12 protein-coding genes are annotated in these 15,906 nt (G+C 61.8%); 11 read left to right on the top strand and 1 reads right to left on the bottom strand.

Annotated elements, in window-relative coordinates; translation table 11 throughout:
• Positions 1 to 74 precede the first annotated feature (74 nt).
• The 6 genes from DXD77_RS02415 to DXD77_RS02390 all read left to right on the top strand — a co-directional run bounded on the left by DXD77_RS02415 (position 75) and on the right by DXD77_RS02390 (position 7,271).
• A complete protein-coding gene (locus DXD77_RS02415; RefSeq protein WP_117563781.1) occupies positions 75 to 974 on the top strand; it encodes an alpha/beta hydrolase in 900 nt (299 codons plus the stop codon).
• Between the two features lie 47 nt (positions 975 to 1,021).
• Entirely contained in the window at positions 1,022 to 1,342 is a 321-nt protein-coding gene (locus tag DXD77_RS02410; protein WP_117563780.1) for a hypothetical protein, read from the top strand.
• Between the two features lie 121 nt (positions 1,343 to 1,463).
• Positions 1,464 to 3,824: a ferrous iron transport protein B gene (gene feoB / locus DXD77_RS02405; protein ID WP_117647625.1), complete on the top strand. Its 2,361-nt coding sequence runs from the start codon at positions 1,464 to 1,466 to the stop codon at positions 3,822 to 3,824.
• Positions 3,825 to 3,948: 124 nt separating this feature from the next.
• The gene (locus DXD77_RS02400; RefSeq protein WP_117563778.1) at positions 3,949 to 5,145 is read left to right on the top strand and encodes an MFS transporter; all 1,197 of its coding nucleotides are present in this window, start codon (positions 3,949 to 3,951) and stop codon (positions 5,143 to 5,145) included.
• A gap of 182 nt (positions 5,146 to 5,327) precedes the next feature.
• Positions 5,328 to 6,704 carry an alpha-amylase family glycosyl hydrolase gene (locus DXD77_RS02395; RefSeq protein WP_117647623.1) on the top strand — a complete coding sequence of 459 codons (1,377 nt, stop codon included), beginning with the start codon at positions 5,328 to 5,330 and terminating at the stop codon, positions 6,702 to 6,704.
• 3 nt (positions 6,705 to 6,707) lie between these two features.
• Entirely contained in the window at positions 6,708 to 7,271 is a 564-nt protein-coding gene (locus DXD77_RS02390) for a DNA-deoxyinosine glycosylase (RefSeq protein ID WP_117647621.1), read from the top strand.
• A 1-nt stretch (position 7,272) separates the two neighbouring features.
• On the opposite strand, the gene DXD77_RS02385 is transcribed toward DXD77_RS02390, so the two are convergent.
• Positions 7,273 to 7,944, bottom strand: a complete 672-nt coding sequence (locus DXD77_RS02385; protein ID WP_117647619.1) for a hypothetical protein — start codon at positions 7,942 to 7,944, stop codon at positions 7,273 to 7,275.
• Positions 7,945 to 8,037: 93 nt separating this feature from the next.
• Here DXD77_RS02385 and DXD77_RS02380 point away from each other — a divergent pair, with 93 nt between their 5' ends.
• The 5 genes from DXD77_RS02380 (at position 8,038) to DXD77_RS02360 (ending at position 15,904) form a co-directional block, all read left to right on the top strand.
• Positions 8,038 to 9,174: a pyridoxal phosphate-dependent aminotransferase gene (locus tag DXD77_RS02380; protein ID WP_117647618.1), complete on the top strand. Its 1,137-nt coding sequence runs from the start codon at positions 8,038 to 8,040 to the stop codon at positions 9,172 to 9,174.
• Positions 9,175 to 9,679: 505 nt separating this feature from the next.
• Positions 9,680 to 10,201, top strand: a complete 522-nt coding sequence (gene rplJ, locus DXD77_RS02375) for a 50S ribosomal protein L10 (RefSeq protein ID WP_089572500.1) — start codon at positions 9,680 to 9,682, stop codon at positions 10,199 to 10,201.
• Positions 10,202 to 10,303: 102 nt separating this feature from the next.
• Complete coding sequence (gene rplL, locus DXD77_RS02370; RefSeq protein ID WP_006235005.1) at positions 10,304 to 10,681, top strand: 50S ribosomal protein L7/L12; 378 nt, start codon at positions 10,304 to 10,306, stop codon at positions 10,679 to 10,681.
• 314 nt (positions 10,682 to 10,995) lie between these two features.
• A complete protein-coding gene (locus tag DXD77_RS02365) occupies positions 10,996 to 11,904 on the top strand; it encodes a UTP--glucose-1-phosphate uridylyltransferase (protein WP_035137509.1) in 909 nt (302 codons plus the stop codon).
• A gap of 571 nt (positions 11,905 to 12,475) precedes the next feature.
• Entirely contained in the window at positions 12,476 to 15,904 is a 3,429-nt protein-coding gene (locus DXD77_RS02360; RefSeq protein ID WP_006235007.1) for a DNA-directed RNA polymerase subunit beta, read from the top strand.
• Positions 15,905 to 15,906: the final 2 nt, after the last annotated feature.

Here is a 15,906-nt window from a genome sequence, read left to right as displayed (position 1 = left end):
TGCGCCGCGGGCTCAAGTGGGGTACGCTAAGGTGCGAAAAACGAGTGCGCACGAATCGCACGGGGGGAGCACCTATGATTATTGAGAACCATGCGCTGTGGGGCGAGGAGCCGACCGAGGATTATCCGGCGACGTTTACGTATCTGGGTGCCGAGCCGCTGCCCGACAAGCCCAATGGCCGCCGCCCCGCGGTGATCATCTGCGGCGGAGGCGGGTTTACGCATATCGCTCCGCACGAGCAGGACCCGGTGGCGTTTGCGTTTTTGGACCGCGGCTACCAGGCCTTTGTGCTCAACTATGTGACGAGCGCCACGGGCGACGTGAGCTTTCCGCACCCGCAGGCGGACCTCGCCAAGATGGTCGCTACCGTGCGCGCCAACGCCGACGAGTGGCATGTCGATCCCAAGCGCGTGTGCATCGTGGGTTTCTCGGCGGGCGGCATGATCTGCGCCTCGTTGGCAACGCAGTGGAAGACCGGACCTTTCGCGGGCCTTGCCGGGGCTCGTCCGGAGGATATTCGTCCCGACGCCGTGGTGCTGGGCTATCCGTTGCTCGACCTTGCCTATGTGCGCGATATGCAGACGCGCGACCCGCGCATCGACCTGCGCGTGCCCAAGACGGGTGGCAAGACGGGGCGCGATTTGCTCAACGACTATCTGTCGATGGTGACGGGCGGCGAGGCGACCGATGAGCACCTGGCCGACATTTGCCCTACCACGCACGTTTCGCGCCAGATGCCCCCGACCTTTGTGTGGGGCGTTTCGGACGACAAGACGGCGCCGATTGCGCAGGTCTATCCGTTTGCGCAGCGCATGGCCGAGGAAGGGGTCGCATGCGAGATGCACGTCTTTGACCAGGGTGGCCACGGCCTTTCGCTCGGCAACGCCAATACCGCGGTCGACAACGAGGACAAGCAAGTGGCAGTCCGTCCTTGGATCCGCCTGGCCTTCCGCTTCCTGGAGCGCCATATGTAAAAGTAGACTACTTGCCCGTTTCAAAAAGTCTGCTTAGAGGAGGAGCCATGCTTGAGGGTACGTATGTGGTTTTGGCCCAGACGCCGGTGGGGAGCAAACGCGGCGAGGTGACGTTTTCACATGGGGTGAACGGCGCGCTCAGGGCAGTACTAAACGTCAGGGGTCTCAATATCGCTCTCTCGGGTGCCCGCGCTGAGGGCGATTTCTTTGAGCTCTCGGGTACTATCTCCCACGTCTTGATGGGCAAGGCGCCCTTTACATGCACGGGGTCGGTTGAGGGTGATCGACTCACTGCTACCGCGCGGTCGGGTTCCATTTCGATCTCGCTGAGCGGTATGCGCAAAGAGCTTTCGGGGCGCACCGCATAAAGTTTGCGCAGGTAAACATCGGTATTTGACTTTATAAAATAGTTCAGAGCGCTATCATTTGTCGTTACGAGTTGGTTAGCCCCGGTAAACGGTTAACCGCGTCTAACGAAAGGATGAGCGCGTGAAGCTCGATACACTCGAGATTGGAAAGGACGCCGTTGTCGCATCGGTGGCATCGGACGATCAGGCACTCCGACAGCATATTTTGGACATGGGCCTAACGCCGGGCACCGAAGTCACCATGATGAAGTGCGCCCCCATGGGCGACCCGCTCGAGATCCGCCTGCGTGGCTACGAGTTGACACTGCGCAAGGACGATGCCGCTCGCATCGAGCTTGTGGGTATTCACGACACCGATACGGGTCCGCGCGCTAACGCTGCAATCGGCACGACGGAGCATCCGGCCCTGGGCGAGGGGACGTATTCGCCCCGTGCGGCAAAGACGGCCGTGCCCGAGGGCGCGCCGCTGCACTTTGCCCTCGCCGGCAACCAAAACTGCGGCAAGACCACGTTATTCAACCAGCTGACGGGCTCCAACCAGCATGTCGGTAACTTTCCCGGCGTGACGGTCGACCGCAAGGACGGCACTATCCGTAACCACCCCGAGGCGAGCGTTACCGACTTGCCCGGTATTTACTCGTTGTCGCCGTACACGGGCGAAGAAATCGTCAGCCGCCAATTCATCTTGGACGAAGACCCCGACGCCATCATCGACATCATCGACGCCACCAACATCGAGCGTAACCTGTACCTGACGCTGCAGCTTATGGAGCTCGATCGTCCCATGGTCATCGCGCTCAACATGATGGACGAGGTGACGGCCAACGGCGGCGCCGTGGACGTCAACCTGCTCGAGAGCCTGTTGGGCGTGCCCGTTGTCCCCATTAGCGCTGCCCGCAACGAGGGTATCGGCGAGCTGGTGGATCATGCCTTGCACGTGGCGCGGTTCCGTGAGCGCCCCGGTCGCCTGGACTTCTGTGCGCCCGATGGTCCAGACGGCGGTGCACTGCATCGCTGCATCCACGGCATTGCCAACCTGATCGAGGACCATGCCGCGACGGCGCACATTCCCGTGCGTTTTGCGGCGACCAAGCTGGTTGAGGGCGACGAGCTGGTGACCGAGGCACTTCATCTGGATCGCAACGAGCTTGACGCCATCGAGCACATCATTACCCAGATGGAGGGCGAGGCCGGCACCGACCGTCTATCTGCGCTGGCCGACATGCGCTTCGGCTTTATCGGCCACGTGTGCGGGCGCTGCGTCGTAAAGCCGCACGAGAGCCGCGAGCACGTGCGCTCCGTCAAGATTGACCGCATCCTGACAGGTCGTTACACAGCCATTCCGGCGTTCCTGGTGATCATGGGCCTCGTCTTTTGGCTGACGTTTGGCGTGATCGGCGCGGCGTTGCAGGGACTTATGGAGGACGGCATCGCTGCCATCATCGCCTCGACCGATGCGGGTCTCAAGGCGTTCGGCACCAACGACGTGGTGCGCTCGCTGGCCGTCGACGGTGTTCTCACGGGCGTGGGCAGCGTGCTGACCTTCCTGCCGATCATCGTCGTGCTCTTCTTGTTCCTCTCCATTCTGGAAGACTCGGGCTACATGGCGCGCGTGGCCTTTGTCATGGATAAGGTATTGCGTCGCTTTGGCCTGTCGGGCCGCAGCTTTGTGCCCATGCTCGTCGGTTTTGGCTGCACCGTGCCGGCTATCATGTCGACCCGTACGCTCCCATCCGAGCACGACCGCAAGATGACGGTCATGCTCACGCCGTTCATGAGCTGTTCGGCCAAGTTGCCGGTCTACGGTCTGCTGTGCGGGGCGTTTTTCTCGCAGGCGACAGTTCCCGCCATGGTCTCGCTCTATCTGATTGGCATTACGGTCGGATGCATAGCGGCTTTGGTGCTCAACCGCACGGCATTTAAGGGCGACCCGGTGCCGTTTATCATGGAGCTCCCCAATTACCGCCTGCCGAGCGTTAAGACGACGGTGATGCTGGCATGGGATAAGGCCAAGGACTTCATCACCAAGGCCTTCACCATTATCTTTGCCGCTACGGTGGTCATTTGGTTCCTTCAGACGTTCGACATCCGCTTTAATGTGGTCGCCGATCAGTCGCAGAGTCTGCTTGCCGGTCTGGGCAGCATTATCGCTCCGCTGCTGGCGCCGCTCGGCTTCGGCGACTGGCGCGCCTCGACGGCGCTCGTCACCGGACTTATCGCCAAGGAGAGCGTCATTTCGACCCTCACGGTGCTTTTGGGCGCAACGTCGCCCGCGGTGCTGTCAACCATGTTTTCGCCGTTTACCGCTTACGTGTTCCTGGTCTTTACGCTGCTGTACCCGCCCTGCGTGGCGTCCATCGGCGCCGTCAAGAGCGAGCTGGGCGCGCGCTATGCCGTTGCCGTGTTCGCGTTTCAGGTGGCAGTCGCCTGGATTGTCGCGTTTGTCGTGCATTCGGCGGGTATATTGCTGGGGTTGGCTTAGCTATTTATTGATGGCGTAACCTCTGCGCATCGAGTTGATTTCGGCCTCGCATCTGTTGCTGACGGATGCGGGGCCGTTGCTATATAATCGCCCCCGCTCAAAACGAATCGGAGAGGTTCTTTGTATGACTCAGGCAAGGCAAGACGGCATCACGCTCAGGCAGTGGCTCCCGCTTATCGGGCTCGCCTGTTGCGCGTTCGTATTCAACACGTCGGAATTCATGCCCATTGGCCTTCTGATTGATATTGCCGCATCGTTCTCGCTCACCGAGGCCCAGGCAGGCATCATGATCTCGGTCTATGCTTGGGGCGTCATGCTGCTGTCGCTGCCGCTCATGGTGTTTGCCTCACGTTTTGAGTTCAAACGGATGCTGTTGGGCGTGCTTGCCGTGTTTTCGCTGGGCCAGTTCCTGTCCGCCGTGGCGCCCACCTATCCTATTTTGGTCTGCGCGCGCCTGGTGGTCGCCTGCGCGCATGCCGTGTTCTGGTCGGTCGCCTCGATTATGGCCTCGCGCCTGGTCGATACCCGCCACGGGGCGCTCGCCATCAGCATGATTGCCACGGGCTCGTCCATCGCGCAGATCTTTGGCCTGCCGATCGGCCGCGCCATCGGACTGGCCGTGGGCTGGCGCATGACATTCGCCGTGGTCGGGGCCCTCTCGGCTGTCGCGGTTGTCTACCAGGCCGCGGTGCTCCCGGCCATGCCGGCGGGCGAGCGCTTTACCGTCAAACAGCTGCCCGAGCTGCTCAAGAACCCGTTCCTGATAGCGCTCTACGCGGTCACGGTCTTTATGGCGACCGGCTATTATGCGGGTTACAGCTATATCGAGCCGTTCCTGGCGCAGGTCGCGCACGTCGACGCAAGCGCTATTACCATGACGCTGACGGCGTTTGGCTGTTCTGGTCTGCTCGGAAGCTGGCTGTTTGGCCGCCTGTTCGATGGGCATCGCTTCCCGTTCTTGGCTATCACGCTCTCCGGCGTGCCGGTGGCTCTGCTGCTCGTGGGTCCGGTCGCATCGTCGCTCGTAGCAGTGCTTGCCGTCTGCGCGCTATGGGGCTGCTGCTCCACGGCCTTTAACGTGGCGTTCCAGGCCGAGCTCATCAAGTACACGCCGGCAGACTCGTCGGCCGTCGCCATGTCGATCTTCTCGGGCCTGTTTAACCTCGGTATCGGCACGGGCACCGCGGTCGGCGGCGCCGTGGTGTCGGGTCCCGGCATCGCCTGGATCGGTTGTGCGGGCGGGGCGATTGCCGTCGTGGGTGTCATTCTCGCTATCACGGTGCTATTCCCGGCCATACACCGCGCAAAGCCTGTCGCCTAATCACGTCTCCTCATCAGTTGCGGTGAAATACGGACTGCTGAGCCCAATAAACCCGGCAAACAGTCCGTATTTCACCGCAACTTAGAAAGGGGCTGGGGTAGCTAAAAGAGCCCCGTCCCAAAATAGCTACCCTGCTGGGCATACAATGGATGTCGTTGTGTTGAGCTTACCGGGAGGTTGCTATGTGGGCATACGAGACGACGTTCTATCAGATCTATCCGCTGGGCTTTTGCGGAGCTCCGCGCGAAAACGCCGCGCCCGTTGCCGAAGATGAGCTCGCCCAGGCTGCCAACGCAGCGCCCAACCCCGATGCGCCCATCATGAAGATCGCCCAATGGGCCGACTACCTGCAAGAGCTCGGCATCGGTGCTGTGCTCATTAACCCGCCGCTCGAATCCGACAGCCATGGCTACGACACGCGCAGCCTGCGCCATATCGACCGTCGCCTGGGTGGGGATGCCGATTTTGCCGCCGTGTGCGAGACGCTGCACGCCCATGGCATCCGCGTGGTGCTCGATGCGGTCTTCAACCATGTGGGCCGTGGCTTTTGGGCCTTCCGCGATGTGCAGGAGCGCAAGTGGGACTCGCCCTACAAGGATTGGTTCCACATCAGCTTTGACGGCGACTCCTGCTATGGCGATGGCTTTTGGTACGAGGGCTGGGAAGGCCATTTTGAGCTCGTGAAGCTCAACCTGCAAAACCCCGCCGTGGTCGATTACCTGCTCGAGTCCGTGCGCCGTTGGGCCGAGGTCTTTGGCGTCGACGGCCTGCGCCTGGACGTTGCCTATATGCTCGACCGCGACTTTATGCGCCGCCTGCACGCCTTTGCCCGTGAGCTCAAGCCCGACTTTGTGCTGATTGGCGAGACGCTCCACGGCGACTACAACCAGATCGTCAACGACGAGATGCTCGACTCCTGCACCAACTACGAGTGCTACAAGGGCCTGTACTCCAGCTTTAACTCGGTCAATATGTTCGAGATCGCGCACTCGCTGCACCGCCAGTTTGGCGGTGACCCGTGGTGCATTTATCGCGGCAAGCATCTGCTGTCGTTTGTCGACAACCACGATGTGCCGCGCCTGGCGAGCATCCTTACCGACAAGTCCTGTCTGCGCCCCGCTTATGGCATGCTCTTTGGCATGCCGGGCATTCCGTGCGTCTACTATGGCAGCGAGTGGGGGATTCCTGGCGAAAAGGGCGGCCCCGATGGTGACTGGGCGCTGCGACCTGCGCTCGATGAGCCTGCGCCCAACGAGCTGACGGCCTTCATCAAGCAGCTCGCGCACCTGCGCTCAGCAGACGACGCGGCGGCCCGTGCCCTCAACTATGGTGCCTATCGCAACGTGGTGATTCAGAACAAGCAGCTGCTGTTCGAGCGCGCCTGCGACGACGCGACGGTGCTCGTGGCGGTCAATGCCGTGGGCGAGCCTTACACCTTTGGCGCCGGCGAGCTCAATGGGTCCTTTGCCGACCTGCTGGCCGACGGCGTGCCCACGGTCGAGCTGGCGGGCTCCCTTGAGCTTGCGCCCTACGAGGTGCGCTATCTGCTGAGGGCTTAGCTCGTGGCCGCGCCGGACGAGGGCTATCAACATATTGAGCATGGGTTTGAACCCGTGTTTGACGAGCACTCGCGCGTTTTGCTGCTGGGGTCGTTTCCCTCGGTGCTTTCGCGCGCCAATGCCTTTTATTACGGCAACCCTCAGAATCGCTTTTGGCGCGTGATGGCCGCGTGCCTCGGTTCGCCTGTGCCGCCCAACGAGGGCGACGCTTTGGCAGGTAACGAGCCAGCGACGCTCGACGCCTCGATTGCCGCCAAGCGGGCTATGCTGCTCAACGGCGGCGTGGCCCTGTGGGACGTGATCGAGAGCTGTGACATCAAGGGCTCAAGCGACGCGAGCATCAAAAACGTCGTTCCGGCGCATGTCGAGCGCATTACCGATGTCACGCCGATTGAGGTCGTTATCTGCAACGGCGGCGCGGCCGGGCGGCTCTACAAACGCTATCTACAAGAGCGGACGGGGCTACCCGCCATCGTGCTGCCGTCGACGAGTCCTGCCAACGCGGCGTGGCGTTTGGAGCGGCTTGTCGAGCGTTGGAGTGAAGCCGTTGACTGGGCTGTTATTTAATTTAGATTTTTGTTTGAGCGTGGGCGCCCAGACGTTTCAGAACGCCTCGCCAGATCGGCGCGGGCACGGCTGGCTCGGTGCAAATCATGCCGTCGGCGTCGACGTCCTCGGCATTACCACCACCAAGTCGCTGCGCATGCTCAACCGAACAGCCCATACGAACGGCGCCTACGAGCTTGTCCATCGCTTCCGAAAACGGTCGCCGCAAGAGTCCCATGCGCGGTGAGTGACGAAGCGCCGCGAAGCCGCTGCCGGTACAGACGACAACGCCGCCGCACCATGACAGCCCACGAAGGTCGCACGTCGCTCGCAGACGCACGACGAGCCCGTGTGCTCGCTCGAGGCCGCCGACGTCGGCCTGGACAACAACATAGGCACGCGTCCCTGCGCCGCCAAAGCGGTCGAGCATCTGCTTAATGGGCGCCATCGCTTCATCATTGGGTGCGTCTTCAATGGCGAACACAATGCCATCGGCGGCACCGGCAACGCTGCCGGAATCATCCGCCTCCAAAACGACCGGGCGGGGGAGCGTGGTGCCAGAAAGCTGAGCATAGGCCGCGATGGCATCCTGCAGGTCCCAGAGCAAAAACTCAAGATCGGCGCTATCGGGAATGCTGATATACGCAATGGTTCGCAACGTTTTTGGCTTATTGGCCTGCTGGTTCGCCTCCATACCATCTCCTTTCCGGTTCGTTTCCGTTTAGGTTACACCGTCTGGCGGCGCGCGGGCGCGCTATCCTAGTGCAACCCTTACGAAAGGAACGCCATGCGCCTGCCCATGAATACCTCGCTTGCCACGCTCAAGCCCTCCGGCATCCGTCGGATTAACGCGCTCGCTGCCCAGCACCCAGGATGCATTGCGCTCGCGCTCGGCGAGCCCGATTTTCCTACACCCGATGTGATTAGCGCCGAGGTGACCGCCGCGCTGGGCCGCGGCGACACGCATTATCCGCCCAACAACGGTCGCCCCGCCCTGCGCGAGGCGCTGTCTGCCTACATGGGGGACGCGGGCCTTGCGTTTTCGGCCGACGAGGTCATCCTGACCGACGGCGCGACCGAGGCCCTGTCGGCAACATTCATGGCTATGCTCAACCCCGGCGACGAGGTCATCATTCCCACGCCGGCCTTTGGCCTGTACGAGAGCATCGTCGTGGCCAACCACGCCAAGGCGGTCTTCTTGGATACGGAGCCTGCGCAATTCCAGATTGACGAGGATGCGCTTCGCGCCTGTGTGACCCCGGCGACCAAGGCCGTCGTTATCTGCTCGCCCAACAATCCCACGGGCTGCATTCTCAACGCGGCCTCACTCGATGCCGTGGCGCGCGTGGCAGAGCGGGCGGGTATCTACGTGATCTGCGACGACGTGTACAACCGTCTGGTCTATGCGGATGGCTACGAGCGCTTTGCCCAGCGCCACCCGGAGCTGCGTGAGCAGACAGTAGTCATCGAGAGCTTCTCCAAGCCATGGGCTATGACCGGCTGGCGCCTGGGTTGGCTCGCAGCAGCGGCACCCGTCATCGCCGAGATCGCAAAGGCTCACCAATACTTAGTATCGAGTGCTGTCTCCTTCGAAATGGACGCCGCAGCCCGAGCCCTCACCGTCGACCCAACCCCCATGCTCAAAGTCTACCGAGCCCGCCGCGAACGCGTACTCGCAGCCTTAGACGCCATGGATCTCGACGTAGTGGAACCAGCCGGCGCCTTCTACGCCTTCCCCAGCATTAAACAGTACGGCCTAACCAGCGAAGACTTCTGCATTAAAGCCATCGAAGAGGCCAACGTAGCCCTAGTCCCAGGCGACTGTTTCGGCACCGAAGGTCATATCCGCCTAAGCTACTGCGTCTCCGACAAAGACCTAGACGAAGGCCTCCGCCGCCTGTCCACCTTCCTTTCAACCTTGTAGCCATCAGGGACGCAACATATCAGCCCACCGACTTAAGGCTTATGAGTGGGGGCGCCGGCCAACGGGAAACCGGGCTGCCCCAAAGTCACCGCAGGCCGCGCCGCCGAAGGCCAGGCGCAAGGTTTTCGTAGATTCCGCACGAGCCGAAGAGCACTTAATGTGCTCTTCGTGCGAGCCCAGGACCTGACCGAGCGAAAACCTTGCGCCTGGCCTTCGGCGGCGCGGCCGGATGGTGGAATTGTGTGCAGCCCGGTTTCCCGTTGACCGACGCCGGGGTCCCCGCCATAATACTTTCGGTTCACGCACGAATCCGCTGCCAGAGACAGCCGGTGCAAACGGGCATCGCCCGCGAGCTTAATGGGATATCCCGCCAGCCGAGGTGGTCGAGTAGATATGTCTTCTCGCCCCCGTCGCTCATGCAGCGCGGGGGCTTTCTTTTTGGACATGCCCCCGTCACGTCCTTGTGGCGGACCGTGCCCGGAAAGAATTCGAGGAGGTGTAATTCATGCCCCAGCAGTACAAAATCGACAAGGTTGCAGAGATCGAGTCCCGTATCGCCGAGAACGCCGGTCTGTTCGTCGTCAACTACAACGGTCTGACGGTTAAGCAGGCTCAGGAGCTGCGTCATCAGCTTCGCGAGTGCGGCGCCGAGATGAAGGTCTACAAGAACAACCTGGTCAAGATCGCTCTCAAGAACCAGGAGCAGCCCGAGCTCGACGAGATCCTCGCCGGCCCCGTCGCTTATGTGTTCTACGAGACCGAGCCGGTCGAGGCCGCTAAGGCCCTCAAGGACTTCTCTGCTAAGTCCAAGGGCGTCCTTGAGATCAAGGGCGGTATCTCCGACGGCAAGGCCGTTTCCGCTGATGATGTTAAGGCTATTGCCGAGCTGCCCACCAAGGATCAGCTTCTCGGCCAGATCGCCGGTCTCATCTCCGGTTTCGCTCGCGACATCGCTGTCTGCGTCAACGGCGTTTCCTCTGGTCTCGCTCGTTCGATCCAGCAGGTCTCCGAGCAGAAGGCAGCCTAGTCGCTGTTTTCACCCGCGGCGGCAACGCCGCACCCCTGGCGCATTCGCGCCGTGTTTTAACTGATCTCCGTGCACAGACACGGAAACCGAAAGGACTTAGAAATGGCTAAGCTTACCACCGATGAGATCATCGATGCTCTTAAGGAAATGACCCTTCTCGAGGCTTCCGAGCTCGTTAAGGCTATCGAGGACACCTTCGGCGTTTCCGCCGCTGCTCCTGCCGCCGTTGTCGCCGCTCCCGCTGCTGGCGCTGCTGAGGCCGAGGAGAAGACCGAGTTTGACGTCGTGCTCGAGGGCTTCGGCGACAACAAGATCCAGGTCATCAAGGCCGTCCGTGAGCTCACCAACCTTGGCCTGAAGGAGGCCAAGGAGGTCGTCGAGGGCGCTCCCAAGGCTGTTCTCGAGGGTGCCAAGAAGGAGGACGCCGAGGCTGCCAAGGAGAAGCTCGAGGCTGCTGGCGCTGCTGTCACCCTCAAGTAATCAGGCTTTCTCGCCAGATTTCTTTGCAGACGGGGTTCGCATTGCGAGCCCCGTCTTTTTTGTTATGACCCCTCTTTTTTGCTGGCTCGGCATGCAAATTACTGCCGTTTGCAGTGCTTTGGGGTCACTACCGTTGGGCGATAAAATTGCACCGTTCGAGCAATAATTTGCGTTGACCTGCTGAAGAATGGCGTTTGCCTAGCGGTAGCGCCTGGTCCCGGCGGTAAGATACTTCGGTATCGCAATTTGGTCTGCGGCCGCCGTGCCGCACGCACAGGGCGCATCCTGCGCCTGCGAAAGGATCCTTGAATAATATGAAGGCAATCATCCCCGCCGCCGGTCTTGGTACGCGTTTTCTGCCTGGCACCAAGTGCACGCCAAAAGAGATGCTGCCGGTTCTCGATAAGCCGGTCATCCAGTATGTCGTTGAGGAGGCGCTCGACCCCGAGGAGGTCGACGACGCCATCATCGTTACCTCGCCTGGCAAGCCGGAGCTGCTGAACTACTTCCAGCCCGACCGTTCGCTCGAGAACCTGCTGCGCGAGCGCGGTAAGGACGCCTACGCCGACGCTGTCGCCCATGCGGGCGGTATGCCGGTCGACTTCCGTTATCAGTACGAGCCCAAGGGCCTCGGTCACGCCATTCGCTCTGCTGCCGACGCCGTGGCAGGGGAGAACTTCCTGGTTCTTCTGGGCGACTACGTTGTGCCCAACCGTGACATCTGCGACAAGATGCTTGCTGTCTCCAAGGAGCACGGCGGCGCTTCTGTTATCGCCGTTGCCGCGTGCGCTCCCGAGGAGGTCAGCCGCTACGGCGTGATCGCCGGCGAGCGCGTGGGTTCGCTCGAGGGCGCCGAGGATGTTGCCGATGGCGAGCCGGGTGCTGTGTGGCGCATCGGCGGCCTGGTTGAGAAGCCCGCTCCCGAGGCGGCTCCGTCCAACCTGTACATCGTCGGTCGCTACCTGCTGAGCCCGCTGGTCATGGACCTCCTGGCTGATCAGCAGGCCGGCAAGGGCGGCGAGATTCAGCTGACCGACGCCATGGCCCGCTCGCTCGACCGCGAGGCCATGTACGCCGTCGTCATCGATCCGCTTTCGGGCTACGACACCGGCACCCCGTCTGGCTGGATGGCCACCAACGCCCTCATGGCCGCAAGCGATCCTCGCTTTGCTGGCGCCTTCTGGGACGCCATCGACGAGCGCGGCGGTTTGATGCGCAAGTAAGCCTTCGGTCATCGACATTTGCGGGTGCGGACTTCGGTCTGCACCCGTTTTTTATTCGGGCAACAGCTTAGCCCCGGAAAGTGCGTCCCACAATTTGGTCGAATTCTGGGACGCACTTTCCGGTTGGAGCCCCTAGCGGAAACTGCGACCCGGAATTTCGGCTCAGAACGGGATATGCTTTCCCAAACAGGGCTCAACCGGAAACTGCGACCCAGTTTGAGGCCTCAAAACGGGATGTAATTTCCGTCCGGCCAACCCTCACCGCCATTCCGCCATTCAGCTGTCCGTATCAGCAGGCTCGTTCACAGAAAATATATGAACAGATGTTCGATACACATACATCTACCTGCGTATTTTCTGTCGAAAAACTTTGCTACTCCAAAAACTCAATTGCGTCAAGGCTTTTCTTGCTCAACGGTCGGTACCTGATAAACTATTAGGTTGCGATAACTGGCGAAGCTATGCCTCGCCAATCCACCGAGCATTTCCGTGAAGGAGGAAAAACCTGGTGACCTACGCATACACTGCCACTGAGCGCAAGCGCGTCAGCTTCGGGAAAATCCCGGAGGCCATGGAGCTCCCCAACCTTATCTCTGTTCAAAGGGAATCCTTTGAGCGTTTTAAGGACGAGGGCCTTCGTGAGGCGTTCAAGGAATCCAGCCCCATCCAGAGCCAGAACCATGTTCTCGAGGTTACCTTCGGCGAGCATCAGTTCGGCGACCCCGCGCACACCGTCGAGGAGTGCCGCGAGAAGGATATGACCTATCAGGCTCCGCTTCTGACCGACGTCCGTCTCACCAACAAGGAGACCGGCGAGATCAAGGAGCAGCTCGTCTTCATGGGCGACTTCCCCATGATGACCGATCAGGGCACCTTTATCATCAACGGTACCGAGCGTATCGTCGTCTCCCAGCTCGTCCGTTCCCCGGGCGTGTACTACAGCTCCGAGATGGATTCGGGCAAGCAGATCTACAAGGCCCAGATCATCCCGTCCCGCGGTGCCTGGCTCGAGTTCGAGGTCGACAAGCGCGACCAGCTCATGGTCTCCATCGACCGTAAGCGCAAGCAGAGCGCCACGATGTTCCTGCGCGCCCTTGGCATCGCCGTCACCAACGACGACATCATCGAGTTGCTCGGCAACTCCGATGTGATCAAGCGCACCCTCGAGCGCGATACCGCCCTTACCCGCGAGGATGCTCTTATCGAGATCTACCGTCGCCTGCGCCCGGGCGAGCCTCCCACCGTGGACGCTTCCCGCAGCCTGCTCGAGGGTCTTCTCTTTAACCCGCAGCGCTACGATCTGGCCCGCGTCGGTCGCTACAAGGTCAACAAGAAGCTCAACCTCACCACCGAGGAAGAGGTCACGGTGCTCACCGACGAGGATATCGTCGCTACGCTGCGCTACCTGCTGTCCCTCGCTGCCGGCGAGCAGGGCTTCAAGGTCGACGACATCGACCACTTTGGCAACCGCCGCATCCGTACCGTCGGTGAGCTCGTCGCCAACCAGTTCCGTATCGGCATGAGCCGTATGGAGCGCGTCGTCCGTGAGCGCATGAGCTCCCAGGACATCGACGAGATCACCCCGCAGTCGCTCATCAACATCCGCCCGATCGTGGCCTCCATCAAGGAGTTCTTCGGTTCCTCGCAGCTCTCGCAGTTCATGGACCAGGCGAACCCCCTGACCGGTCTGACCCACAAGCGCCGTCTGTCCGCACTCGGCCCTGGTGGTCTTGCCGGCCACAAGTCCGGCTCCAGCCGCCGCACCAACGTGCCGACGGCCGTCCGCGACGTTCACAACTCGCACTACAGCCGCATGTGCCCGATCGAGACCCCCGAAGGCCCCAACATCGGCCTGATCGGCTCGCTCGCCCTCTACGCCCGCGTCAACGAGTATGGCTTCATCGAGGCCCCGTTCCGTCGCGTCGAGAACGGCGTTGCCACCGACCAGATCGACTGGATGACCGCTGACGAGGAAGAGAAGCACGTCATCGCGCCGGCCAACACGCCGCTCGATCCCAAGACCAACGAGTTCATCACGACCGATGCCGAGGGCAAGATCGTCCGTCCGCACACCGTGATCGCCCGTACCCGCGACTTCGACGGCTCCTTCGGCGCTCCCGCCGACGTGCCCGTCGAGGACGTCGACTACATGGACGTCTCGCCGCGTCAGATGCTCTCCGTCGCAGCCACGCTGATCCCGTTCCTTGAGCACGACGACGCCAAGCGTACGCTGATGGGCGCTAACATGCAGCGTCAGGCCGTGCCGCTGGTTCACCCCGCCGCTCCCTATGTCGGTACCGGCATGGAGCGTCGCGCCGCTCTGGACTCCGGCGAGGTCACCCTGGCCAAGAACGCCGGCGAGGTCATCTTTGCCGACGCCGCCAAGATTATCGTCAAGCATGCCGGCGGCATGGACGAGTATCACCTGGCCAAGTATCAGCGCTCCAACCAGTCCACCTGCATCAACCACCGTCCGCTCGTGCGCGTCGGTGACACCGTTGAGCAGGGCGAGCCTCTGGCTGACGGTCCTTCGACCGATCACGGCGAGCTCGCACTGGGCCAGAACCTCACCGTGGCCTACATGCCGTGGGAAGGCTTTAACTACGAGGACGGTATCGTCGTGTCCGAGCGCCTGGTGGCCGAGGATCTGCTGACGACCATCAACATCACCCGTCACGAGATCGACGCCCGCGACACCAAGCTCGGCCCCGAGGAGATCACCCGCGAGATCCCGAACCTCTCCGAGGACATGCTTGCCAACCTCGACGAGGACGGCATCATCCGCATCGGCGCTGAGGTCGGCCCTGGCGACATCCTGGTCGGCAAGGTTACCCCCAAGGGCGAGAGCGCTCTGACCGCCGAGGAGCGCCTGCTGCGCGCCATCTTCGGTGCCAAGGCCCACGACGTCCGCGACACCTCCCTTAAGATGCCTCACGGCGCTTACGGTCGCGTCATCGACGTCGTCCGCTTTAGCCGCGAGAACGGCGACGACCTGGCCCCCGGCGTCAACGAGCAGGTGCGCGTCTACGTCGCCCAGCGTCGTAAGATCCAGCAGGGCGATAAGATCGCCGGCCGCCACGGCAACAAGGGTGTTATCTGTAACGTTCTGCCGGTCGAGGACATGCCCTACATGGCTGACGGTACCCCGATCGACGTTATCCTCAACCCGCTGGGCGTTCCTTCGCGTATGAACGTCGGCCAGCTGCTCGAGTGCCACCTTGGCTGGGCTGCTGCGTGTGGTTGGGATACCGAGCAGGCCGACTCCGACAAGTACGTCCCCGGTCCGTTCTTCACCGCCACGCCCGTCTTCGACGGCGCCAAGGAGGACGAGATCGCCGAGGTCATCCGTCGTGCCAACAAGAACATGCTCAACAAGGCCACCGCTGCCTTTGGCGATCACATGCGCCCCGAGTTCGTCACCCAGCTTGACGAGCGCGGCAAGACCCGTCTGTTCGACGGCCGCACCGGCGAGGAGTTCCGCGAGCCCATTACCGTGGGTACGTCCTACATCCTCAAGCTCGGCCACATGGTCGACGACAAGATCCACGCTCGTTCGACTGGCCCTTACAGCTTGGTTACCCAGCAGCCTCTGGGCGGCAAGGCCCAGTTCGGCGGCCAGCGCTTCGGCGAGATGGAAGTTTGGGCACTGTACGCATACGGTGCTTCCAACGTCCTGCAGGAGATCCTGACCGTCAAGTCCGACGATACCGTGGGCCGCGTCAAGACCTACGAGTCCATCGTCAAGGGCGAGAACGTCCCGGTCCCGGGTATCCCCGAGTCCTTCAAGGTTCTCGTCAAGGAGATTCGCTCCCTCGCACTGGACATCGAGCCCATGCACGATGCCGACGAGGACGCCTCCGCCCCCGTGACCGCCGAGGAGACCTCCGCTCTCGATGACCTGGCTGCGCTCGCCGGCGTTGACGCCGACGTCGAGGCTGAGGATGCCGAGACCGCCGAGGCGCCCGAGGCTGTCGCCGCCACGACCACTGATAAGGAGTAGTT

The organism is Collinsella sp. TM09-10AT, assembly GCF_003436275.1.
Taxonomy (GTDB): domain Bacteria; phylum Actinomycetota; class Coriobacteriia; order Coriobacteriales; family Coriobacteriaceae; genus Collinsella.
The sequence above is the reverse complement of the archived record's forward strand: the minus strand, read 5'-3'. Positions and strand labels throughout refer to the sequence as shown.